At 68.2% G+C, this 24,368-nt stretch carries 14 protein-coding genes and 1 tRNA gene; 12 read left to right on the top strand and 3 right to left on the bottom strand.

Annotated elements, in window-relative coordinates:
* The first annotated feature begins 4 nt into the window (after nt 1-4).
* From gap to OV427_RS04550, 7 genes are all read left to right on the top strand, one after another.
* The gene (gene gap, locus OV427_RS04580) at nt 5-1,015 is read left to right on the top strand and encodes a type I glyceraldehyde-3-phosphate dehydrogenase (RefSeq protein WP_267854887.1); all 1,011 of its coding nucleotides are present in this window, start codon (nt 5-7) and stop codon (nt 1,013-1,015) included.
* A gap of 39 nt (nt 1,016-1,054) precedes the next feature.
* On the top strand, nt 1,055-2,242 hold the full coding sequence (locus OV427_RS04575) for a phosphoglycerate kinase (RefSeq protein WP_267854886.1): 1,188 nt from the start codon (nt 1,055-1,057) through the stop codon (nt 2,240-2,242).
* Nucleotides 2,243-2,290: 48 nt separating this feature from the next.
* Complete coding sequence (gene tpiA, locus OV427_RS04570; RefSeq protein ID WP_267854885.1) at nt 2,291-3,064, top strand: triose-phosphate isomerase; 774 nt, start codon at nt 2,291-2,293, stop codon at nt 3,062-3,064.
* A gap of 99 nt (nt 3,065-3,163) precedes the next feature.
* Entirely contained in the window at nt 3,164-3,616 is a 453-nt protein-coding gene (secG, locus tag OV427_RS04565) for a preprotein translocase subunit SecG (protein WP_267854884.1), read from the top strand.
* A gap of 86 nt (nt 3,617-3,702) precedes the next feature.
* Nucleotides 3,703-3,784: transfer RNA gene (locus OV427_RS04560), tRNA-Leu, on the top strand.
* 343 nt (nt 3,785-4,127) lie between these two features.
* Nucleotides 4,128-5,372, top strand: coding sequence for a hypothetical protein (locus tag OV427_RS04555; RefSeq protein ID WP_267854883.1), 1,245 nt, complete (start codon nt 4,128-4,130; stop codon nt 5,370-5,372).
* Between the two features lie 382 nt (nt 5,373-5,754).
* Nucleotides 5,755-6,432, top strand: a complete 678-nt coding sequence (locus tag OV427_RS04550; protein ID WP_267854882.1) for a hypothetical protein — start codon at nt 5,755-5,757, stop codon at nt 6,430-6,432.
* A gap of 117 nt (nt 6,433-6,549) precedes the next feature.
* Here OV427_RS04550 and OV427_RS04545 read toward each other — a convergent pair whose 3' ends face one another.
* Nucleotides 6,550-7,497, bottom strand: coding sequence for a hypothetical protein (locus OV427_RS04545; protein WP_267854881.1), 948 nt, complete (start codon nt 7,495-7,497; stop codon nt 6,550-6,552).
* Between the two features lie 490 nt (nt 7,498-7,987).
* Here OV427_RS04545 and OV427_RS04540 point away from each other — a divergent pair, with 490 nt between their 5' ends.
* From OV427_RS04540 to OV427_RS04530, 3 genes are all read left to right on the top strand, one after another.
* Entirely contained in the window at nt 7,988-9,286 is a 1,299-nt protein-coding gene (locus tag OV427_RS04540) for a M12 family metallopeptidase (RefSeq protein ID WP_267854880.1), read from the top strand.
* Between the two features lie 128 nt (nt 9,287-9,414).
* Nucleotides 9,415-12,744 (top strand): CHAT domain-containing tetratricopeptide repeat protein, encoded by a 3,330-nt coding sequence (locus OV427_RS04535; RefSeq protein ID WP_267854879.1) that lies wholly within the window; start codon nt 9,415-9,417, stop codon nt 12,742-12,744.
* Nucleotides 12,745-12,768: 24 nt separating this feature from the next.
* Entirely contained in the window at nt 12,769-14,658 is a 1,890-nt protein-coding gene (locus tag OV427_RS04530) for a right-handed parallel beta-helix repeat-containing protein (protein ID WP_267854878.1), read from the top strand.
* 68 nt (nt 14,659-14,726) lie between these two features.
* Here OV427_RS04530 and OV427_RS04525 read toward each other — a convergent pair whose 3' ends face one another.
* Nucleotides 14,727-17,996, bottom strand: a complete 3,270-nt coding sequence (locus OV427_RS04525) for a CHAT domain-containing tetratricopeptide repeat protein (protein ID WP_267854877.1) — start codon at nt 17,994-17,996, stop codon at nt 14,727-14,729.
* Nucleotides 17,997-18,400: 404 nt separating this feature from the next.
* On the opposite strand from OV427_RS04525, the gene OV427_RS04520 reads away from it, so the two are divergent.
* Nucleotides 18,401-19,456: an ADYC domain-containing protein gene (locus OV427_RS04520; RefSeq protein WP_267854876.1), complete on the top strand. Its 1,056-nt coding sequence runs from the start codon at nt 18,401-18,403 to the stop codon at nt 19,454-19,456.
* Here the strand turns inward: OV427_RS04520 and OV427_RS04515 are convergent.
* Nucleotides 19,453-20,370, bottom strand: a complete 918-nt coding sequence (locus OV427_RS04515; protein WP_267854875.1) for a sigma-70 family RNA polymerase sigma factor — start codon at nt 20,368-20,370, stop codon at nt 19,453-19,455. The genes OV427_RS04520 and OV427_RS04515 overlap by 4 nt on opposite strands.
* Nucleotides 20,371-20,432: 62 nt before the next feature.
* Here OV427_RS04515 and OV427_RS04510 point away from each other — a divergent pair, with 62 nt between their 5' ends.
* Nucleotides 20,433-24,365: a bifunctional serine/threonine-protein kinase/formylglycine-generating enzyme family protein gene (locus OV427_RS04510; RefSeq protein ID WP_267854874.1), complete on the top strand. Its 3,933-nt coding sequence runs from the start codon at nt 20,433-20,435 to the stop codon at nt 24,363-24,365.
* Nucleotides 24,366-24,368 lie beyond the last annotated feature (3 nt).

Here is a 24,368-nt window from a genome sequence, read left to right as displayed (position 1 = left end):
GAACATGGCTACCCGCATCGCCATCAATGGCTTCGGTCGCATCGGTCGCTGCATCCTGCGCGCGGCCCTCAGCCGCAAGGAGGACCTCGAGATTGTCGCCATCAACGACCTCGACAAGCCCGCGGCACTGGCGCACCTGTTCAAGTACGACTCCGTGCACCGCACCTGGCCGGGCACCGTGAAGTCCACCGAGAAGGGCATCGTGGTGGACGGCAAGGAGATTGCCGTCACCGCGGAGAAGGACCCGACGGCGCTGCCCTGGAAGGGCATGAACGTGGACGTGGTGCTGGAGTGCACCGGCCGCTTCACCGCGCGCGACGGCGCCGAGAAGCACCTCAAGGCGGGCGCCAAGAAGGTCATCATCTCCGCCCCGGCCAAGGGCCCGGACCTCACCATCGCCTACGGCATCAACCACAACGAGTACGACCCGGCGAAGCACCACGTCATCTCCAACGCCTCGTGCACCACCAACTGCCTGGCGCCCATCGCCAAGGTGCTGGTGGACAACTTCGGCGTGGAGAAGGGCCTGATGACCACGGTCCACAGCTACACCAACGACCAGCGCATCCTGGACCTCACCCACGACGACATGCGCCGCGCCCGCGCCGCCGCGCTCTCCATGATTCCCACCAGCACCGGCGCCGCGAAGGCCATCGGCGAGGTGATTCCGCAGCTCAAGGGCAAGATGCACGGCATCTCCGTGCGCGTGCCCACCCCGAACGTGTCGCTGGTGGACCTGACGGTGAACACCACGAAGAACGTCACCGCCGAGGCCGTCATCGAGGCCTACCGCAAGGCCGCGGAGGGCTCGCTCAAGGGCATCCTCCAGTTCAGCGACGAGCAGACGGTGTCCGTGGACTACAACGGCAACCCGCACTCGGCCATCTTCGACTCCACCAACTGCTTCGTGATGGGCGACAACATGCTCAAGGTCATGGCCTGGTACGACAACGAGTGGGGCTTCTCCAACCGCATGGTGGACACGGCGAAGTTCCTCGTCTCCAAGGGCGTCTAGTTCCAGGGCGTTGAAGGGCACCGAGAGGGAAGGACCGAGATGATCCGCTACATCGACGACCTGCAGTTGACCGGGAAGCGCGTCTTCATCCGCGTGGACTTCAACGTCCCGCTGGAGGGCCGGCGCGTGACGGACGACACCCGCATCCGCGAGGCGCTGCCCACCATCCGGCGCGCGCTGGAGATGGGCGGGAAGGTCATCCTGGCCTCCCACCTCGGCCGGCCCAAGGGCCCGGACCCCAAGCTGTCGCTCGAGCCGGTCGCCGTGCGGCTGGCCGAGCTGCTCGGCGGCAAGCACGAGGTCATCCTCACGGACGACTGCATCGGTGACGGCGTGAAGAAGCAGGTGAAGGAGCTCAAGGAGGGCCAGGTGGTCCTCCTGGAGAACCTGCGCTTCCACAAGGAGGAGGAGGCCAACGACGAGGCCTTCGCCCGGGAGCTGGCCGCCAACGCCGACGTCTACATCAACGACGCCTTCGGCACCGCGCACCGCGCCCACGCCTCCACCGCCGGCATGGTGCCCTTCGTGAAGGAGAAGGCCGCCGGCTTCCTGATGCGGAAGGAAATCGAGTACCTGGGCAAGGTGCTCAAGAACCCGGAGAAGCCCTTCGTGGCCATCCTGGGTGGCTCGAAGGTGAGCGACAAGATCAAGGTCATCGAGAGCCTGCTGCCCAAGGTGGACGCGCTGCTCATCGGCGGCGCCATGGCCTACACCTTCCTCAAGGCGCAGGGCGTGGAGGTGGGCAGGTCCCGCGTGGAAGGGGACAAGCTGTCCCTGGCCACGCGCATGCTGGAGGCGGCGCAGCGGCTGAAGGTGCCGCTGGTGCTCCCGGTGGACCACATCGTCGGCACCGAGCTCACCGAGAACAGCGTTGCGAAGGAGACGCCGGACAACGCCATTCCTCCGGACATGATGGGTCTGGACATCGGCCCCAAGACGCGCGCCATCTACGCGCAGCACATCCGTGACGCGCGCACCGTGGTGTGGAACGGGCCCATGGGGCTGTTCGAGGTCAACAAGTTCGCCGAGGGCACCCGCTCGGTGGCCGCGGCCATGGCCATCAACACCCAGGCCACCACCGTCATCGGCGGCGGTGACAGCGCGGCCGCGGTGGAGCAGATGGGCTTCGCGGAGAAGATGAGCCACGTGTCCACCGGTGGCGGCGCCTCCCTGGAGTTCCTGGAGGGGCGTGAATTGCCGGGTATCAAGGCACTGGAAACGCGGTAGGCTGCGCGGCCGCAACGCAACCCGCATTCCACACCCCCGGGGGGACACATGGCTGCCGCAGCTCGTCGTCGGAAGATCGTCGCCGGCAACTGGAAGATGAACAAGACGGTGCCCGAAGCGCTGGGCCTCGTTCGCGAGCTGCGGAGCATGGTGGCTTCGCTGGGTGACGCGGTGGAGGTGGTGCTGGCGCCGCCGTTCGTGGCGCTGCAGCCGCTCCACGTGGCCCTCGAAGGTGCGCCGCTGCAACTGGCGGCGCAGAACTGTCACTGGGAGTCCTCCGGCGCCTTCACCGGCGAGGTGTCCGCGCCGATGCTGGCGGAGCTGGGGTGTGCCTACGTCATCGTGGGGCACTCGGAGCGCCGGCAGTTCTTCGGCGAGACGGACGAGACGGTGAACAAGCGGGCCCGGGCGGTGCGGGCGGCGGGGATGACGCCCATCGTCTGCGTGGGCGAGACGCTGGCCGAGCGCGAGGCGAACCGGACGCTGGAGGTGGTGGAGCGCCAGGTGCGCGGGGCGCTCTCGGGCTTCGACGCGAAGGACGTGGGCACCTTCGTCCTGGCGTACGAGCCGGTGTGGGCGATTGGGACGGGGCGCACGGCCACGTCGGCGCAGGCGCAGGAGGTCCACGCGGCGATTCGCGGGCTGCTCGGACGCCTGTATGACGGGGAGACGGCCGGGCGGGTGCGCATCCAGTACGGCGGCAGCGTGAAGCCGGACAACGCGGCGGAATTGCTGGGGCAGCCGGACGTGGATGGAGCGCTCGTCGGAGGCGCCAGCCTGAAGGCGGGCGACTTCGCGGCCATCGTCAAGGCAGCGGGTTAGATCGGCAGAGCCGGAACTGGCGGGCGGAAGAAGTTGTCACCCGTTCGCCAGTTTGTGTAGGGTGCGCCTCCTTCTCACGGAACGTCTGGAAGAATCGCCATGCTCGCTTTCGTCACGATCGTGCACGTCCTCGTCTGCGTGTTCATGATCTTCGTCATTCTGCTGCAGCCGGGTAAGGACGCGGGCATGGGCTCGGCCCTGGGCGGCGGCGCGGCCACGAGCGCCTTCGGCGGCCGCGGCGCGGTGACGTTCCTGAGCAAGCTCACGGGCGTCTGCGCGATGCTGTTCTTCTTCACCTCGCTCGGCCTGTCCTTCGTGGGGCTTCGCTCTTCGGTGGCGGCTGGCGGCTCGGTCGCCAAGCCTCCGGCGCAGACGGCTCCGGCGACGCCGGGGGGTGCCGCTGCTCCGGGCGCGACGACGCCTTCGTCTCCGGCTCCGGGCAGCTTGGAGCAGCCGCGCGGCGAGACGCCGGTGGCTCCTCCCGCCGAGGGCGCTCCGGCTCCCCAGGGGGCGACGCCTGCCCCCGCGCCTGCTCCGGCTCCGGCGCAGTAGTCGTCAGGAAGAAGCCGGCTCACGCGTCGGTTGAGATTGTCGTTGCGTGAGTCGGTGAGGTTCGGTAGATGGAGCGCGCAGCAAATGCCCAGGTGGTGGAACTGGTAGACACACCAGCTTGAGGGGCTGGCGCCGCAAGGTGTGCGGGTTCGAATCCCGCCTTGGGCACTCCGGAAGAGGCCCCCGAGTCGAAAGACTCGGGGGCTTTTTTCGTTTCAGAGGGTCCGAGGCCAGGCGAGGGCCCTTCGCATCGCAGGAGCGCGTGCGAGGGCTGGCCCACCGGGTGCGGCGCTTCTGCGCCAGCGGGCACCGCCACCAGCTGCTGCATCGCGAGTGGATGCCCAGGAGGTTCTCCACCCTCTGCTCCAGCTCCGCGGGCTGGACTCCCTCGGGGTTGGTGGGAATCGCAGACGTCGCCTCGGACGCAGTGGAGCTCTTGACGGCAGTCACACCGGCGAAACCGCGAGACGCGGTCCGGGTTCATGTCCGGGAACCACAACCCGGAGCTCGAATGTCCCTCCCTCGCTGTCTGTCCCGCTGTTTCATCGGCTCGTTCCTGTTGTTCGCCCCGCACGCCTTCGGCTTCGCCGAGGACGTCTGCTACGAGGGGAATGGAACCCTCGCGAAGAACTGCGCCACCCTTCCCGCAAGCTGCGCCACCACCGAGCCCGTCTCCAATACCTGCCTGAACCAGGTGGTGGCGAGCTACGCCACGCGGCCCCCCGTGGCGGGGCGCAGTCTGGTCCACGCCGACGCCACCTATGTCATGGCGCAAGCGGTGGGCTTCTCCGCGACGGATGCGTATTGGATTGCCGCCTATGACGAGGCGACGGACCTGGGCACCTTCCAGCCGCTCGACATGCATGGCCAGCCCGTCCCGGGCAACTACACCACGGCGGCCATCGACGGCCTGGTGCGCACCAACTTCGACACTGGAGGCGTGTTCCTCCACTTCATCGCGCCTCGGAACAGCGGCGCCGTGGTCAACGGGCTGCATCCCGACATGGACGACCCCTACACCGAGTCGACGCTCGCGCACCTGCGCGCCTGGGCCCTGGCCGGAAGCACGAGCCATCCGCAGTGCACTGGCGGCTTCACCCTGGGCTCGAATGGAGACTCCGCCACGGGCTCGGCCTGCTACGTGAGCAGCTCCGCGCAGTCCGTGCCGGTGCGAGGCACCCTCACCGCGGTGAACAGCGTTCCCGTGCTCATCACCACGTCCACGGGGCCTCAGGTGGTGCATACGAACGTGGATGGCAGCGTGGTGACGTCCGCGCAGCTCAATCAATATCTCGGCGGGACGGCGAGTGATGTCGCGAACGCCCGGCTCGGCATCTACCTGCACACCCTGGCGGATCGCGTCTCGCACCACGTCTGCACGGATGCAGCCTCGATTGTCGGTCCGCTCGCACGCAACGAGGGCTTTCGCGAGGACATCAACAACCCGGAATGCGGGCAGGCGGTCCACCTGCTCCGGCATCTCTACGAGACGGGCGTGATGTTCTCCAGCCTGAGTCCCCAGGATCAGACCACTACTGCCGTGCTCGGCGAGGTGTGGAATGAATTGGTTCAATTCGCCAGTGCTCGCGGTGTGCTGAACCCCAACGCGACGCAGTCCGCCTATCGCAACGCCATCGTGGGGGCGCTCAACACCGCCTTGCAGGAGCCGTCCGCGCCCAGGCGCATTGCCAGGGTCAACAAGGTCGCTTGCGACCGTGGGTGGGAGCTGTTCCCCGGCGCTACCTGCTCGCTCTGATCCGGTTCAGGCCCGGCGAGAGTTGAAGCAGAAGCATGCGGGCTGATGACGACCAACCCGGTGTTTCAACATTTCGGTGCGGTACACAGGGCAGGAAGGTGGCCGCCGAGGGGATCGCGCCCACGACGAAGCCTTGAGGCCCAAGCCTCGTCCCCGACGGGATTCGAACCGGTGCCACCGCATGACGGGGCTGTCGCGTCCGGCACTCAGGATTCCTCCCGGTCATCGAAGCGCCTGTGACACGCGAGTCAGTGTGCCGGCTGACGCACCGGTGCGCGGAAGCGGCCCGCTGCTTCCGACGTCCCTCTGTCGGAGCCCCTGGCAGACGCATTGCAAAGCCTGCTCCCGGCCGGAGAACACTCAATCCCGACGAAGAGCTCCCGTGACGAACCTGACCGCTTCAATCCTTGCCGCCCGAGTGCTGGTGCCCCTGTTGCTGGCCCTACCTGCCGCTGCCCTGGAGGTTCCGGAGGCCGCGCCGACCTCGACCCACCGGGGCGCTGGGCTTTCCTTCGGTGTGCGTGGGGCGCTGGGAGTTCCTCTTGGCAATATTGGCGAGGGCTCCCTCCGGCATGTCTTCACGAGCGCCATCGCGCCGCAGGTGGACCTGGGTTGGTTCTTCAGTCCCAACCTCTACGCGGGCGGCTACTTCCAGTACGGCCCGGCGAAGACCTACGAGGACAACTGTCTGCACGAGGAGCGGAACTGCCGGGGGACGCTCATGCGCGTGGGCTTCGACGTGAACTACCACTTCTCCCCGGAGGCGACCTTCAGCCCGTGGTTGGGAGTGGGCGCGGGCTACGAGGTGGCCACGGACCACACGGTCCGGGGTCCTTCGGGCAAGAACGTCTTCGAGGGCTTCGAGCTTGCCCATGCCCAGGCAGGCCTGGACCTCCAGGTGACGCGGGCCATCCGGGTGGGCCCCTACGCCCTGTGGACGGCGGGGGTGTACTCGAAGCGGACCTCCACGGTTGCCGGAGTGGAGACGAACAGGGAGTTCCCGGAGAAGTCGTTCCACTTCTGGCTGCAGCCCGGTCTGCGGTTCCAGCTCCGGCTGTAGTCCCGGTGCGAGCTGCTGCTGGGCACTCCCGATGACAGTGTCCCCGACGGGATTCGAACCCGTCGGGGCTCTCGGGTGTTGGCGGCCCTTGAGGCTCGCGAGGACACGGCTCCGCGGCTACGCGGTGGGCTTCTCCTTATGCGAGCGCCAGATGAACGAATAGACATCCATCAGGTCCCGAGGTGCATGCCCCGCGGCCACCAGCCGCTCCGACGTCTTCCTCGCCACGTCCAGGAAACGCTCGTAGTTCGGGCCGGTGACGGACGCGTGTTTGTCCGCCGTGAGGTTCAAGATGAGCGCCTGCTGCTCGAAGACGGGGGGCTTCACGAAGGTGTGCTTCTCAGGGGCGTAGAGCGCTTGCAGCATCGTGGCCAGGGGCCAGGTGACCTTGCGGCCCTGGCCCGTCGCGTCCCGGAGCTGGACCGAGCTCGCGAACTTCTCGAAGCGCGGCTCGTATTCGCCCTCGCCGTGCAGCACCTCGCTCAGCGCCGCCACGAACCCGGCCCGGTCCTCCTCCTTCATGGAGCCGAAGGGGACGGGGCCTTCGATGGGGAACACGAGGTTCGTGAAGCCCAGCAGCTTCTTGGAGGCCTCGAAGGTCTCCTCCGGCGTGGCGCTCGCCAGTCGCTCGGGCGACAGCTGCGCCTGGGCGAGCTTGATGGCCGCGGTCTTGTACCCCTTCTTGCCCTTGGTCTCGGGGGCGCCTCGCTCCTCGGAGACGAACTTCTCGCCCGCGAAGCCGCCGGGGAAGAAGGTCTCGAACCAGCGCACCTGGGCGTCGAAGGAGGGGAAGGCCGCGACGAGGGCGCGCGCCGCCTTCGGCTTGGTGGGCTTCCGTGTCCCGCCCTGCGGGTGCTTGCCGCGCAGGCGGGCGTCCACCGTCCGGGCCTCGTCCTCGCCGAGCTCGACGGCCTGGAGCCCCTTCACCTGGGCCTTGACGAAGACGCGCCGCCCGCCGTGCTCGAAGAAGAGCGTGAGCTTGCCATCCTTGTCGTCCAGCAGGGTCGCGCGACCCCAGGCGGGTTGGCTCTGGAGCGTGAACAGGGTCGGGGCGGCGGCGCGCATGCGGGTCTTTCAGGGGCCGTCGTCCGCGCCCGCTCGTCGCGGGGCGCTCTTCGGCAGGGCCCCGAGGTGGCGGGAATGTCCCAGGATACGTCAGGGACCACGTCACGTGTTGGCCTGACTTCGACGGGTCCGTTCAGTCCAGGGGCTCGAACCGTTGGCTTCAGGTCAGGCGGTCATGCCGGGAGCGTCGAGCCCGACTGCTCGACGGGCGAGCGCCTGCACCGTGGGCGACCCGCGTCACACAAGATGCGGAAGAGCCGTGAAAACGGGGCAACTTCAGGGGGCGTTGGGCCGCAGGGCGGCGCTACGAACCGGCTCTGGGCCAGCGGCCTTCGGATTCTCTGCATCGTTTTCCACCTCGTCGGCTCATTGGAGCCGAGGGGGACCTGCTCGGCCCTACGAAGGTGAACCCGGGACGAGCCGTCCTCCTCTCAATCCATGCTGGGAAGCAAGACATCCGTTCCCGGCGAACGAGTCGAGGAGCAGTCACATGTATCGAAGCACCCTGAAGCCGGCGCTTGTCGCCGCGCTGTTCGTCCCCTGCTTGCTGCTCACCGCCTGCGGGATGGAGGCAGGTCCGGAAGTATTGCGTCCGCCAGTGAGTCCAGAGACAGCGCTGGTGGAGTCCCGCGCGCCCATCCACAACGGATACGTCTGGAACGCGGCCAGCGGGAAAGTGGTGCCCGTCCGTTATGCGAAGGTGGGCGGGCTGGCGGTCGTCGAGGGGGACATCGTGATCGGCTCGGTGGCGGAGGTGGAGGCGCGCACTCGCGAGGTGGAGGCGCAGGGTGGGCCCGAGGCCGGCATCGTCCACGCCCAGGGGGCCGTCATTACCGACAACCAATACTGGTGGCGGTGGCCCAACGGCGTGGTCCCGTACACCATCGCTCAAGACGTGGCCCAGCCATCGAGGTTGGCAGCCGCCATCAACGCCTGGCAGCAGGTCACGCCAATCCGCTTCGTGTTGCGCACGGCGAGCAACGCCGCACAGTACCCGAACTACGTCACCTTTCGGGCGACAGACACCCCCGGCGGGAACTTCAGCAATGTCGGGAGGCAGCCAACCCCGCAGTCGGTGCAGCTAAGCAGTGGGGCCACCACGGGCATTATGATCCATGAGATCGGCCATGTGCTGGGAATGTGGCACGAGCATACCCGCACGGATCGCAACGCCTACGTGCGCATCCTGTGGGAGAACATCATTCCTGCATACTCTGGAGATTTCGATATCAGGCCGCCTTTCACCAGAGACGTAGTCGCCTACGACTACAATTCCATCATGCATTACGGTCCGTATATCGCCTCGAAGAACGGCCTGCCTACCATCGAGGCGCTAGGGGGCCAGGCCATCGGACAGGACACCGCGCCGAGCGCTGGAGACGTGGCCACAATCAGGAGCATCTACTCCAGCGATGATTCGGAGTTCTTCGTCCAGCAACTCTATACGGATGTGCTCAACCGCGAGCCTGACACGAGCGGTTTCGTATACTATCTGGGCAGCATGAACGGATGCTCCGGTAATCAAGCCTGTCTGGACTCGGCTCGTGTTTCCGCGGCGCGCTCGCTCTTCGAGTCCGCTGAGCACCGTCAGCAGCATCCGGAGCTGGATCCGAGCTCGCCGAATTACAAAGCCGCCTACATCAACAACTGTTACACGAGCTTCCTACGGCGTCCGCATGGCCCTGGTGACGGCACCTACTGGCTGGATTTCCTGAATTCAACCAGTGACTACAACGCGGTCATCCGCGGCTTCATTACCGCCGCCGAGTATCGCTCGCGCTTCATGTAGCCCGCTCTTCGCACCACCGCCAGCTTCGACCTGCTGCGCCGTCGCGTGCTGAGCACCGTCTGAGCCTGCGCATCACACAAAGCGCGGGCGAGCCACGAAACCCAGGCAAGCTCAGGGGCATGCTCAACATGCGGCAGGTACTCGTGTGGATGACAGCGGTGGTGCTGTGCTGTGCAGCGGGGGCAGCGGCCGGGGAGGAGACGCCGGACGCACGGTTGGAGGAGGCGCAAAAGGCTTCCAACGAGGCGTCAAGGCTCTACGCGGCGGGCAGGTACGCTGACGCCATCGTGAAGGGCGAGCGTGCGCTTGAGCTGCGGGAGGCGGCGCTTGGGGGCACCCATCTGGATGTCGCCTCTTCGCTCAACACCCTCGCCATCCTCTTCAAGGCACAGGGGATGTACGACCGGGCCGAGCCGCTCTTCAATCGCTCGCTCGCCATCCGTGAAGCGGCCCTCGGCAAGAACCACCCCGACGTCGCCGCTTCGCTCAACAACCTCGCCCTTCTCTACAGGGCGCAGGGGCTGTACGGGCGGGCCGAGCCGCTCCTCCAGCGCGCGCTTGCCATCCGGGAGGCGGTCCTCGGCAAGAACCACCCCGACGTCGCCCAATCACTCAACAACCTCGCCAACGTCTTCAAGGACCAGGGGATGTACGGCCGGGCCAGGCCGCTTTACGCGCGTGCGCTCGCCATCCGGGAAGCGACCCTCGGCAAGAACCATCCCGAGGTCGCCGCCTCTCTCACCTCCCTCGCCAACCTCTATTGGGCTCAGGGCTTGTACGGCCGGGCCGAGCCGCTCCACCAGCGCGCACTCGCCATCCGGGAGACGGTCCTCGGCAAGAACCACCCCGACGTCGCCCAATCGCTCAACAACCTCGCCAACCTCTACCAGGACCAGGGGATGTTCGGCCGGGCCGGGTCGCTCCACGAGCGCGCGCTCGCCATCCGGGAAGCGGCCCTCGGCGGGAGCCATCCCGACGTCGCCCAATCGCTCTACAACCTCGCCAACCTCTACACGGAGCAGGGGCTGTACGGCCAGGCCGAGCCGCTCCACGATCGCGCGCTCGCCATCGAGGAAGCGGCTTTCGGCAAGAATCATCCCTCCGTTGCCCAATCGCTGTATGGCCTCGCCAGGCTCTTCAAGGAGCAGGGGATGTACGACCGGGCGGAGCCGCTCTACGAGCGCGCGCTCGCCATTCTGGAAGCGGCCCTCGGCAAGACTCATCCCGAGGTCGCTCAATCGCTCTCAAATCTCGCCAGCCTCTACAGGGAACAGGGGTTGTACGGTCGGGCGGAGCCGCTCTATGAGCGCGCGCTCGTCATTCTGGAAGCGGCCCTCGGCAAGAACCATCCCGAGGTCGCTCGGGCGCTCCACGGCCTCGCCGACCTCTATCTCGCTCAGGGGATGTACGGCCGGGCCGAGCCGCTCTTCGATCGCGCGCGCTCCATCCGGGAAGCGGCCTTGGGCAAGAACCACCCCGACGTTGCCCAATCGCTCCACAGCCTCGGCATCCTTTCCTCGCAGCAGGGGATGTACAGCCGGGCCGAGTCGCTCCACATGCGCGCTCTCGCCATCCGGGACGCGGCCTTGGGCAAGAGCCACCCAGACGTCGCCCTGTCGCTCAACCAACTCGCCTTGCTCCGGTTGAACCAGAATCGCCTCGCCGAGGCCCTGCCGTTGTTCACGCGCGCCTTCTCCGTGTCCGAGCAGCGCCTGCGCCAGGAGGCGCTCGGCTTCTCCGAGGCGCGCCTGGCTCGCTTCCTTCAACTCCTGCGCACCGACGAGGAGCGCCTCTATGCGGTGCTGCGCGCGCATCCAGACAACCTCGAGGTGAGACGCCTGGCCCTCCGCGCGGCACTGCTACTCAAGGGCCGCTCCGTCGAGGAGAGCGCCGACATCTCCCGTGCTGTCTACCGGAGCCTGGGCGCGGAGGAGCGCGACACCTTCGAGCGACTGCGCGGGCTGCGCACCCAGCTGGCCAGTCTCTCGCTCCAGGGCCCTGGCTCACTCCCACTGACTGCCTACCAGCAACAGCTCAAGGTGCTCGCCGAGCAGGGGGATGCCCTCGAAGTCACCTTGGCCAGGCGCTCCGCGCCCCTGCGCGCACTGGCCGCGCTGCCGGCTCCCGCTGACATCGTCAACCGTGTCGCCGCGGCCCTGCCCAGGGACGGTGCTCTCATGGAGTTCATCGCCTATGTGGACCGCCCGCTCTTGCCCGGACCCGGCATGCCCGAGCCACAGCTCCGTTATCTGGCGCTGGTGCTCTTGCCTGACACACGCATTCGTGCCCTCGACCTGGGCCCTGCCGGACCTATCGACCTTGCCGCCTCGCGCCTGCGAGACGCCCTGGCCAATCGCGATGCCGCCTCCCAGGCTCACGCACAGGCGCTGTACCAGCTCGCCTTTCAACCCCTGCTCCCGTTGCTGGGGAAGGCCCACCGCCTTTTCCTCTCGCCGGAGGGTCAGCTGGCCCTGGTGCCCTTCGCCGCCCTGCACGACGGTCACCAATTCCTCATCGACGCCTACGACTTCACCTACCTCACCTCGGGCAAGGAACTGCTGCCTCGTCCCGATAAGACAGTCCCCGCATCCTCCGTGGTCGTCCTGGCAGACCCGGACTTCAGCGCCCCGCTCCAGGCACCTGCTCCCTCTCCGGGAGAGGCTTCATCGCGAACCGAGCGCTCCACCTCCGTCGAGCGCTTCTTCTCCGCGCGACGCGAGGATCTGGCGCACCGAGACTGGAGCCTCGTCCCATTGCCGGGGACCCGCCTGGAGGCCGAGGCCATCCAGCGCCTGCTGCCCCAAGCCCAGCTCTTCCTGGGCCCGGAGGCTACCAAGGACCGGCTGCTTCACCTGCCTGCTCCCGGCATCCTCCACCTGGCCACCCATGGCTTCTTCTTGCAGGACGCCCCTGCACTCACTGGCTCCCGCGCCATTGGCAACTTTGGGGCGCTGGGCGAAGACCCTCTCGCCCAGCGCCCCCCGGACCCGCTGTTGCGCTCTGGCCTGCTCTTCGCTGGGGCGAATGCGCCGACGCCCTCCACCTCCAGCGCCCCCCAATCCCCGCCCGACAGCGCGCTGGTGACGGCCCTGGAGTTGGCCGGCCTCGACCTGTGGGGCACCCAGCTGGTGGTGCTGTCCGCGTGTGATACCGGCCGAGGCGACGTCAAGCTGGGCCAGGGCGTCTACGGGCTGCGCCGCGCGCTCGTGGTGGCTGGCGCGGAGACGGTGGTGATGAGCCTTTGGAAGGTGGACGATGTAACGACGAGCACGCTGATGGAGGCCTACTACCGCAATCTATTGGCGGGCCAGGGCAGGGCCATGGCGCTACGCGATGCGATGTACGAGTTGCGGCGTGCCCGACCCCACCCTCACTATTGGGCGCCGTTCATCGCCATGGGCCGGGAGACACCGCTGCGTCTGCTCCTGCCTGGTCATCAGGGTGCGCATCACCCATAACCCGCTTCGTGAAAGGCTCCTCCCATGATTCGAAGCCGAAGCCGCTTGTTCATCTTCCTCGGTGCTCTGCTCTTCGGTCTGGCCGCGAGCCCGTCCGCACACGCGGCGGACGGTGCCTCCTTCGTCTCGCAGAGCATGCAGTCGACCCTCACCACAGGCGAAACCCGCTCCGTCTCGGTGACGATGCAGAACACCGGCACCACGCCATGGACGGAGGCCGGCGGCTACAAACTTGGCACCCAGAACCCCCAAGACAACATCCTGTGGATGGGGGCCACCCGGGTCTATTTGAATCCCGGTGAGGTGGTTGCTCCCGGCGCCTCCCGGACCTTCACCTTCGACATCACCGCCCCCACTTCGGTCGGTACCTACAACTTCCAGTGGCGCATGGTGCACGAGGGCGTCGCCTGGTTTGGTGCCTTCACTCCCAACGTCGTCATCACCGTTACGGCGCCGGCCCCCTACAATTCGCAGTTCGTGTCGCAGACGGTACCGGCGACGCTGACCGCGGGCCAGACGGCGTCGGTCTCTGTGAGCATGAAGAACACCGGCACCAACGTCTGGACCGCCGCCGGCAATTACAGGCTCGGGTCGCAGAACCCACAGGACAACGGCACATGGGGGCTCGGACGGGTGGACCTGGCGCCGGGCGAGTCGATAGGCCGGAGCGGCCAGAAGACCTTCACCTTCAACATCACCGCCCCTGCCACCGCGGGGACCTACAACTTCCAGTGGAAGATGCTGCAGGAGGGGCAGACCTGGTTCGGCGAGCTGTCGCCCAACGTGGCGATTTCGGTCGCGCCGCCGTCCGTCACCCTCTGTCCCGGCATCGTGGTGACCCCGGACGGTACGACCGACCTGGGACCGGCAATCCAGTACTGCATCAACGCCACTGTCTCGGGCGGCACCCTGGAGCTCCCGGCCGGCACCTACGGCATTGCGACCCAGGTGCTGATCAACAAACCGCTCACCCTGCGGACGCAGGGGCTCGCCGGCGTGTCCGCCAACTGCGAGGCGCCCGGCCTCACCTGCGCCGTGCTCAAGGCGTTGCCGACCTTCAACGCCAATGTCGGTGGGTTCCTCGCCGTCGAGTCGACGCATGATGTCGCCATCGACCACCTGGTCCTCGACGGAAACCGGGCGGCGCGTCTGGGAACGACGGCGGCCTCGCAGTGCGCTGGCGGCAACAACCGCTACGGCTTCAACTCCCGGATGAGCGACTGCACGTTCTGCCGCTTCACCCACAGCGTCAGCAGGAACGCGCTCTGCGGCACCGGGCTCGAGTTTCGCGGCAACGACGGCACCCTCATCCACAACGTCTTCCGCTCGAACGGCCAGAACGCGACTTCCAATATGTGGGCCGACGGGCTGACCATTCACTTCTCGGATGGCGTGACGGTGAGCGACAACGTCTTCGTCGACAACAGCGACGTGGCCCTCATCCTGGGGGGCGGGCGAAACGCCGTCGTCACCAACAACGCCATCAGCCAGCCCGGTCAGGTCGTCTTCGCCGGCCTGATGCTCGACAACTTCAACGGCGGCACCTCAGGCGACTTCACCGGCGCGGTCGTCACCGGCAACACCATCGACTGCACGGCGGCCCGCAATTGCCACTTTGGTATCAACCTGGGACCGCATGCCTGGTATCGGTCGACCCCCATCCTCGGTGGTGACGTGCATGGCAACACCGTCTTCGCGGGCCGCCAGGGCATCAACGTCGATGGCGCGGGTACAGCAGCCGCCCCCCTCATTCTCTACGGCAACACGGTGAGCGGCTCCGCCCCCGGCTCGGCGAGCTTCCTCTGCGGCAGCCACAGCACCTCGAACCTGAACATCAACCCAGCCGATTCAGTGGTGAACCGCAACGGTGACACGACTCCGATGACAGCCTTCGTCTGGCACGATTGCCCCTGAGCCAGCCGAAGAGAGTCTTTGCCGGGCTCGGCAGGTGCGCTCCGAGCAGCTCGAGGAGCGCACCCGTGTCATCGTGCGCGTCGCTGGCCGTGGAATGTCAGTGCCGGCTCAGCGTCCGTCCACGGACTTCGAGTCCGGAGGTTGCTGGGGAAGGGCGTCAGCGCGCGCAGGGGGGCGTCGCTGCCCACGGAGATGAAGGGGGCCCAGTCGTGGGGATGGGCCTGGGTCAGGCGTAATTCGCGCATCGCCTCGCGCAGGGCCGTGGCCCGGCCCTGCCCTGCGAGCAGGTTCCGGTAATAGGCCTCCATGAGGGCTCCGGTCTTCGCGTCGCTCACCTTCCACAGGCTCATCACGACTGTCTCCGCACCGGCCACGAGGAAGGCCCGGTGCAGCCCGTACACGCCCTGGCCCAGCTTGACGTCGCCTCGGCCGGTGTCGCACGCGGACAGCACCACCAATTGGGTACCCCACAGGTCCATGCCCGCCAGCTCCAGCGCCGTCACCAGCGCGTTGTCGGCCGGAGCCCGGAGCGCGTCCGAGGCGTTGGGCGCCCCGGGGCCCGCGCCCGCGAGAATCAGCCCCGAGCGCAGCAATGGATCGGGGGGACGCGCTGCGAGGGGATCGCCGCCCAGCGCGCCAAAATTGACGACGGCTCTGGAGTCCCTGGGCACGGGAGCGTCCTCGAGGAAGAAGCCGTGGGTGGCCAGATGGAGGATGCCGGGAGTGGTGAGCTGTAACAGCCGCTCCTTGGTGGCCTCCTTGCCCAGGAAGAGCCGGGCCCGGGGCAGCAGGCGCTGGATGGCCTCGGCCTCCTGGCGGGTGCCCGGCAGTGGTGCCCATGGGGTGGCGGTGAGGTCCTCCGCGCGCGACGTCGAGAAGAAGCGCTCAAGGGCGGCGGAGCGCTCTGCTGGCGAGGGGGTGGAGCCAGAGGTCGAGGGCGCAGCTCCAGGGGCCGCATGGAAGTCCGGGTCCGCGAGGACGACGACGGAGGACGAGGGGAGCCTGTCCTGGGCACGCGGCAGCAGGTCCTTGCCGGAGGTGAGATAGGTGAAGTCGAAGGCGTCCACGAGGAACTGGCGTCCATCGTGGAGCGCGGCAAAGGGGACAATGCCCAACTGCCCATCGGGAGAGAGGAATAGGCGGCGGGTGCCGCCCAGCAACGAAATCAGCGGTTGGAAGGCGAGCCGGTAGAGGGCTTGAGCCGAGGTCTGGAATTGAACATCGTGGCGTGCGAGTGCGTCACGCAGGCGCGTTGCGGCACGGTCGATGGGGGCCGCGGGCCCCAGGTCCTGGGCACGGGTCGAGCCATCGGGGAAGAGCACCAGTGCGAGGTAGCGGAGCTGGCGAGGTAGCTTCGCTCGTGGCGTGCCGGGCTTGGGGACGAGAGGACTGTCCACGTAGGCGATGAACTCGACGAGGGCGCTGTCCTTGGGGAGGGAGGCGGCGACCCGGTCGACGACTTCGGCGGGGAGTGGAAGGTTGGTGAGCGCACGCAGGGGCGCGGAGCGTTTGGCCAGCTCTGCTTCGAGGGCATCGCCCTCGTCGGCGAGCATCTTGAGACGCTGTTGGTAGTCTGCGGGGGAGAGAGAGCCGGGGCCTGCGAGCGAGAGAGTGGCCCGCTGGGTGCGCAGGCCACGCAGCTGTTGGAAGATGTCTCGGTCCTCGGCCTCCAGGCTCCGATAGACGGTGCGGGAGATGTCGGCGGTCTCCTCGACGGAGCGGCCCTTGAGCAGGAGTGCGGCGCCCAGGGCCAGGCGTCTGACGTGGGCATCGCCGGGGTGAGCGCGCAATAGGGCGTAGAGCGACTGCTCGTCCGCGCGCAGGTACTGAAGGAAGCTGGCCAGTCGCGATTCGGAGAAGTAGAGCGCCTCCTGGCGCAAACGCTGCTCGGATATGGCGAAGGCGCGGGCGAATAGCGGCAGGGCCTCGGGGAGGCGATGCTGGGCCAGACGGAGCCGAGCGAGGCTGTTGAGCGAAAAGGCGACGTCGGGGTGGGTGTTGCCGAGGGCCGCCTCCCGGATGGTGAGTGCGCGCTGGTAGAGCGGCTCGGCCCGTTCGTACAACCCCTGTTTCGAGTAGAGATCGGCGAGGCCGTTGAGCGAGGTGGCGACGTAGCGGTGGGTGTTGCCGAGGGCCGCCTCCCGGATGGCGAGCGCGCGCTGGTAGAGCGGCTCGGCCCGTTCGTACAACCCCTGTTTCGAGTAGAGATCGGCGAGGCCGTTGAGCGAAAAGGCGACGAGGGGGTGACTCTTGCCGAGGGCTGCCTCCCAGATGGAGAGTGCGCGCTGGTAGAGTGGCTCGGCCCGGCCGTCCAGCCCCTGCACCGCGTAAAGGAGAGCGAAGTTGTTGAGCGCGGTGGCGACGTCGGGGTGGTTCTTGCCGAGGGCCGCCTCCCGGATGGCAAGCGAGCGCTGGTAGAGCGGCTCGGCCCGGTCATACAACCCCTGGTTCGAGTAGAGGTCGGCGAGGACGTTGAGCGAGGTGGCGACGTCGGGGTGATTCGTGCCGAGGGCGGCCTCCCGGATGACAAGCGCACGCTGGTAGAGCGGCTCGGCCCGGCCGTCCAGCCCCTGCACCGCGTAAAGAAGAGCGAGGTTGTTGAGCGAGGTGGCGACGTCGGGATGGTTCTTGCCGAGGGCCGCCTCCCGGATGGCGAGCGCGCGCTGGTAGAGCGGCTCCGCCCGGCCGTACAACCCTTGTTGCGAGTAGAGGACGGCGAGGTTGTCGAGCGAGACGGCGACGTCGGGGTGACTCGTGCCAAGGGCCGCCTCCCGGATGGCGAGCGCGCGCTGGTAGAGCGGCTCCGCCCGGCTGTACAAACCCTGGTTGATGTAGAGGGCGGCGAGGTTCTGGAGCCCTTTGGCGACTTCCGGGTGGTCCTTGCCGAGGACCGCCTGCCGGATGGTGATCGCGCGGTGAATCAATGGCTCGGCCTGTCTGTACAACCCCTGGAGCACGTAGAGGCCGCCGAGGGTGTTGAGCGAGGTGGCGACGTCGGGGTGACTCTTGCCGAGGACCGCCTCCCGGATGGCGAGCGCGCGTTGAAGCACTGGCTCGGCGTGTGCCTGATCCCCTTGCAGCAGATACAGGGTCCCCACCAGGTGCAGACAGTGGGAGACGTCTGGATGCGTGCTCCCGAGCACAGCCTCGCTGAGCGCGAGCGCATGCTCAGCCCGTGCAAGCGCCTCGGAATAACGGCCTGAGTCCTTGAGCTTCGTCGCTTCGTCAAAGGCAGAATGCGTCTCCAGCAGCTTCGCATTCTCCGGTTCCTCCGCTGTGGCCGCTCCTGCCGTAGAACAGAGCATGACGACCGTCATCCACCCGAATAGGCGCTTCATGGTCCTCTTCGTGAATGCAACGTTGTTGCCCTATCTCCTCCGCAGCCGCGCACGAAGCAGTTCGACCAGGGCGAGGAGATTGAGAGAGTCGAGGTAGCAAATCATGGCGTTTCCGCTCCTTGACGGTGTCGGCTCGTCCCGGGCTCACGTCATTGGAGGCGGGCAGGGCCCTCAATCGGATGAGCCGATGAAATGGAAAATGATGCAGAGAATCCTCGGATTGCTCTTCTGGTGAGGTTCCTGATGGGGGCTGGACGCGAGCAGGCGTCATGGCCCCTCCTGGTGCTGACCGCAGGTGGCGCTTCCGCCACCCGGGCGGATTCCGTGCATGATTCTCCAGGTCATGGGCTCTCTACGGTTGCGGGCCACCTGTCCGGCCCGGTGAACCCACCGGAGAGAAAGCGATGAAGAAGTCCCTGCTCGTCTGTCTGTTCCTTCAGCTCCCGGCGGCAGCCTGGGCCACCGCTCCCGCCGCCCCGAAGCCCGCGGCCTCCAGACCCTCGGGCGTCGTGTCCGACGCCGAGCGCTATGCGCGCCGGTGCCAGTCCCAGTCCGCCCACCGCATCGGCAGGCCCCAGGGGACGATGCTGTGGGGCACCCGGCGGGACTGGAACACCGAGAAGCTGGCCCCGGAGCGCAGCAGCGTGCTCGTCTCGGCCGACCTCGCGCCCCTGCGCCAGGCGGTGGACGGGGTGAAGGCCCTGCGGCTCGAGGGCGGGCACCTGGTGGCCGCTTGTGGCCCGGATGCCGGGGTGGCCACCGGCGGCGTCGTTGGCACCGTGCTCCAGGGCACCTCCAGCGATGGCAAGCCCGTGGAGGTGGCCATCTGCGGCGCCGAGCCCTCTCCCGAAGACCCTGGCATGGTCTTCTACCGCATCGAGGCCTGGAACGCGGTGGCCCAGGAGTGGGAGAACCCCTGCGTCGCCCTGGACCGCGTGCCAGACCCCCGCGCCCTCGCGGTGAGCGGAGTCTGGGACGGCAGCGGCGCCCACCAGGAGGCCCCGGGCAAGCTCACCTTCGCCTGTGAGAACGGCGCCATCACCAAGTGCATCACCTGGGGCTACAAGCCCTGGGCCCGCCGCGACGGGAAGCCGCTGGCGGACCTCCATCAGGCCTGCACCCGCATGGCGCGCGCGGACTACTGCGGCAACGGCCAGAACCACACGCACCAGAACACCGTCATCGACCTCTATGACCGGTTCGGCCTAGTCGAGCGGGGAGAGTGGGACCCGGCGAAGGCCTCTTTCGAGGCGGCGTGGGCGCCCGACGGGGCCACCTGCCTGGCTCGCACCCGTGACGGCCGTGCGATGGAGACCATCCTCCAGGAGTGCCCCAACCGGTTCCAGACAGGTGCGGCGGTCGAGCTGGGCGCGGGGGAGCGCTGCACGGTGCGGCGCGCGGACGTGAGCCCCGAGGCCGCGCTGCTGCGGAACCTGACGTATGCGGCCCCGAATCGCTAGACGTCCTTCTCCTCCAATATCTGGCTGATGTTCAAGTCCAGCTGGCTGCCAATGAATGCCAGGAAGCTCTTGAAGCCCGGGGTGGAGAGGCCCAGCCGCTCCTGCAGGCGGCTCCGGGTCTCCTCATAGACTCGCTGCCGTGCACTCTTCAGCCAGCGGGAGATGGTCGATTGATTGACGCGAAAGAGCGAAGCCAGCTCATACGTCGAGAGCTGATCGGAGAAGTGGAGGCGCAGCAGGTGGCGCTCGTCCGGCGAGAGCGTGGAGGCGGCTTCGCGCACGGCCTGGCGGAACTCGGAGTGGTGGCGGCGCTTCATGACATCCAGCTCCGGGTCGATTCCCTGTCCCGGCAGCACCTTGATGATCTCCTCCGAGCTGTCATCGGGCGCGGGCTTCTCGGCGGCCCGCAGCTTGCTGGCGGTGCGCCCGGCGATGACGAGCACCCAGCTCAGCAGCGCGCCGCGCCCCGTGTAATCCCCAATCCTGGGAGCGCTCTCGGGAGTGGCGACCAGGAGCTTCACGCGTGTTATCTGACACACGTCGTCAATCATCGCGTCGGGTTGTTTGAGACCCCGGAGCTTCGCCGGAAGCTTCGCCAGGTAGTTCCGCTCGAAAGCCTCCTGGGCGGAGGTCATGCCCTGGAGACACGCACACGTGAGGTAGAGCTCCACCAGGGACAGACTGTCGAGGAGCGGCGCGATGGGGCCGACGGGATTGCTCGCGGGCAGCCGCTCGGCGACGTGAATCACGAACCGTGTGACGGGAAGCGTCACGGTCGGCCACTGCGTGCGAGCCTGCTCCCAGGCGCGGACCAGCAGTGCGTCGAGTGCCCCGGCCTCCGCCTCCGTGGGGGGCACGACGCGCATCCGGGTATGTGCGAGAAACGTCGCGACCAGCTCGGGCACCTGTTCCATGGGGAGCCCCATACTACGGGTCGCCTCCCGCGGTTCAACGACTGCCATTGAATGACAACGATATGCGTCCGCCCACCTCCAGTTGTCTGACGGACGAGGTCCTGGTGGACCTCCTCGAGGGCCGACTGCCAGACGAAGACCTGGCCCGTGTCCATCGACACGCTTCCGGGTGCGACGACTGCCGCACCCTCCTGGCAACCTTCACGCCTGGAATTCAACACTCGGGGGAAGCAGCCGCGCAGGCCTTCGAGTCAGCTGACACCTCACGGGAGCCGGGGCTGTCCTGGACGCCCCCCGACGCGTTCGACGAGTTCCGCCTCGAAGGGCCCATTGGCCGTGGCGGCATGGGCGTCGTCTTCCTGGCGCACGACACCTCGTTGGACCGGCGCGTGGCGGTGAAGTTCATGGCCTCGAGCCAGCCCGATGCCCGGGTCCGGGAGAACTTCGCGACCGAGGCCCGGGCCCTGGCGCGCGTGCAGCACGCCAACATCGTCAATGTCTTCAGCGTCGGTGAGGTGGGCGGCCGCCCTTACATCGTCTCCGAGTACGTCGTCGGCCAGAGCCTCGCGGAGCTGCCCCTGCCGGTGCCCTGGCGCCGCGTCCTTGCCCTGGGCGTGGGCCTGGCTCGGGGGCTCGCGGCGGCGCATCGCCAGGGCGTGCTCCACCGCGACCTCAAGCCCTCCAACGCCCTGGTCACCCGGGAAGGGGAGGTGAAGCTGCTCGACTTCGGCCTGGCCGAGCGCTTCGAGGCGGAAGCGGCCCCGGAGCCCGGCTCACGCTTCGTCGCCGGCACGGTGCCCTACATGGCGCCCGAGCTGCTCGCGGGTGCTCCGGCGACGCCTCGGAGCGATATCTACGCCCTGGGCCTCATCCTCCACGAGCTGTGCACGGGCGAGGTGCCGCGTCGCGCGCCTGTCGGGTCGGAGCCGCCCCCTCGCGCCGCGCTCGGGCCGGACCTCGACCCGGACTTCGCCGCGCTCATCACCCGGTGCCTCGCGGCCAATCCATTCGAGCGCTTCGTCTCGGCCGACGCTCTCTGCGAGGCCCTGGGGCGGCTCGAGCGCCTCTGCGCGCCAGAGCCGCTGGTCGCCGGCAATCCCTACCGCGGCCTGGCGCCCTTCGAGGCCGAGCACCGGTCGCTCTTCTTCGGGCGCGAGGCCGACATCCGCGCCGTGCTGGAGCGTCTCCGCTCCCGGCCCCTGGTGCTCGTGGCCGGAGACTCCGGGGCAGGAAAGTCCTCGCTGTGCCGCGCGGGCGTGCTGCCCCGGGTGGCCGCGGGCGCCCTGGACGACGGCCGTGAGCAGGTCACCCTCACGCTGTGGCCCGGTCACCGCCCGCTCGAGGCCCTGGCCGCCGCGCTCGCGCCCGTGCTGGGCCAGAAGGAAGCGGAGCTCGTGACCGCGCTCGCGGACAGGCCGGCCTGGCTCGGGCAGGCGCTGCGCGAGGCGCACTCGCGCGGGCGGGGGCTGCTGCTATTCATCGACCAGCTCGAGGAGCTCATCACCCTTTCCGAGCCGGTCCAGGCGGCGCACTTCGCTCGCCTCCTCGGGGAGCTCGCCCTGCCGTCGGCGGGACTCCACGTGTTGCTGGCGGCGCGCGGTGATTTCCTGACGCGACTGTGCGCGCTGCCCGGCCTGGGCGACGAGGCCGAGCGGGGGCTCTACATCCTGCGTCCCCTGTCCCCCGAGGGAGTGCGTGAGGCCATCGTCGGCCCCGCGCGCAGCCGGGGCGTGGTCTTCGAGTCCGGTGAGCTCCTCCAGACGCTGGTCGACTCCACGGCGCACGGTGTGGGCAGCCTGCCGCTCCTCCAGTTCGCGCTCGCCGAGCTGTGGGAGCGGCGCAATCCCGCGCAGGGCCGCATCACGCGTGAGGCACTCGACGCGATGGGCGGGGTGGCCGGAGCGCTGTCCCGGCATGCGGATGGGGTGCTCGCGCGCCTGGGTCCGGCCGAGCACGCGGCGGCACACCGCCTCCTGATTCAATTGGTGACGGCGGAGGGCACGCGCATCGAGCGCGGCGAGGACGCGCTCGCCGAGGCCTCGGATGGGGCCTCTCGCGCCGCCCTTCGTGCGCTCGTCGAAGGCCGGCTGCTGCACACGCGCACCGTGGGTGGCCAGCCGCGCTGGGAGATCGCCCACGAGTCGCTCATCCAGAGCTGGGGCACGCTCCGCGACTGGCTGGATGACGACATCGGCCAGCGCGTGCTGCGCAAGCGGGTCGAGGGGGCCAGTGCCGAGTGGGAGCGCCTCCTGCGTGCCCGCGAGGCACTCTGGGGGCAGCGGCAGCTCGACGAGGCGCGTCTGCTCGACCTCTCCATCCTGGGCCCGCGCGAGCGCGCCTTTCTCCTCGCCTCTCGCCGCGCCGTGACACGTGAGCGCTGGGGGCGCCGGCTCGCGGTCCTCGTCGTCGCGCTCGCCATCTTCGCCTCTGGCGGTCAGCGGCTGCTGGCGTACCTCGTGGACGCGCGATTGTTCGCCGAGGAGCTCGCCACCGCGCGGGGGGCGCTCGCCGAGGGTCGTGCCCTCGCCGGGCAGGCCCGGGAGGGCAGTGAGAAGGCGATGGTGCTGTTCGGCGGCTGGTCGCCTTCGTCCGTGGGCCTCGGGGCCATGTGGGAAGCCACGGGCACCAGGAGGGCCGCCAATGAGCAATGGACCGAGACGCTCGCCATGCATGACCGGACCGATGCGGCCTACACTCGCGCCAGCCAGGCCCTTGAGCGGGCGCTGAGTCGAGATCCCCGCCACGCGGAAGCGCGCCGGCTCACCGCGGAGGTCCTCTACGAGCGAGTCCTTCTCGCCGAGCTCTTCCATCAACGCCGCGAGCGTGACGAGTGGGCGCAGCGCCTGGAGCGGGAGGCGGACATCTCGAAGGAGGGCGCGGAGTGGCTGCAACGGCTCCGGGCTCCGGCCGAGCTCGAGGTGGTGACCACGCCTCCTGGTGCGCAGGTCGAGCTCGAGCGCTACACCCAGGTGGAGGGGAGGCTTCGCCGAGAGCCCTTTCCGGAGGCGGGTTCCCTGGGGCTGACACCCATCTCCCGCCTCCTTCTTCCCGAGGGCTCCTATGCGCTTCGCATCACGCATCCAGGACGCGCTCCAGTGGAGGTGCCGTTGCTCCTCACGCACGGGGCTCGCGAGACGGTTCGCCTTACGCTCCCCACCACGGTGCCCGACGGCTACGCCTACGTTCCGCAGGGGTGCTTCCTCCTGGGCAGCGCCGAGCCGGAAGAGGTGCGGCGCTTCACGTACAGCCCGCCGATTCATCGCTTCTGTCTCAACGAGGGCTATCTGATTGGCCGGAGGGAGGTGACGTTCGGCGACTGGCTGGCCTACCTGGACGACCTGCCTCCGGACGCGCCCGCGAGGCGCATCCTCGAACAGCCACGCTTCGGCGACGGGGGGGCCGTCTCACTCTGGAAGCACCCGAAGGATGGGTGGCTCTTCTCCTTCCAGCATTCGCGCGAGGAGTTCAGCGCGGTGAAGGTGGGCGAGGATTTCGTGTACACGGGGCGGACGCGGAGGAACACCGCCGACTGGAGGCGGTTTCCCCTGTCTGGCGTTTCGGCCCGGGACCTGGATGGCTATTTCTACTGGCTCGACCGGACGAAGCGTCTGCCGGGAGCGCGCCTGTGCGGCCAGCACGAATGGGAGTACGCGGCCCGGGGCGCGGATGGCCGGCGATACCCCCATGGCGACCAATTGCAGCCCGACGACGCCAACGTCGACGAGACGTACGACCGGCAGCCCACGGCCTTCGGGCCCGACATGGTCGGCGCCCACCCTGACTCGGTGAGTCCCTTCGGCCTGGAAGACATGGCCGGCAACGCCTACGAGCTCACGCGCGCCGCGACACCGGGGTTCGGGCGCGTCGTGCTCCGAGGGGGCGCCTGGTATTACGACGCCTTTCTCGCGGCCAGCGCGGACCTCTCACCCGGTGACCCCACGGCGCGCGATGCCAGGATTGGCGTGCGGGTCTGTGCTTCGTTTTCACCAGGGTAGGCC

This window comes from Pyxidicoccus sp. MSG2 (assembly GCF_026626705.1).
In the GTDB taxonomy this organism is placed as follows: Bacteria; Myxococcota; Myxococcia; order Myxococcales; family Myxococcaceae; genus Myxococcus.
The sequence above is the reverse complement of the archived record's forward strand: the minus strand, read 5'-3'. Positions and strand labels throughout refer to the sequence as shown.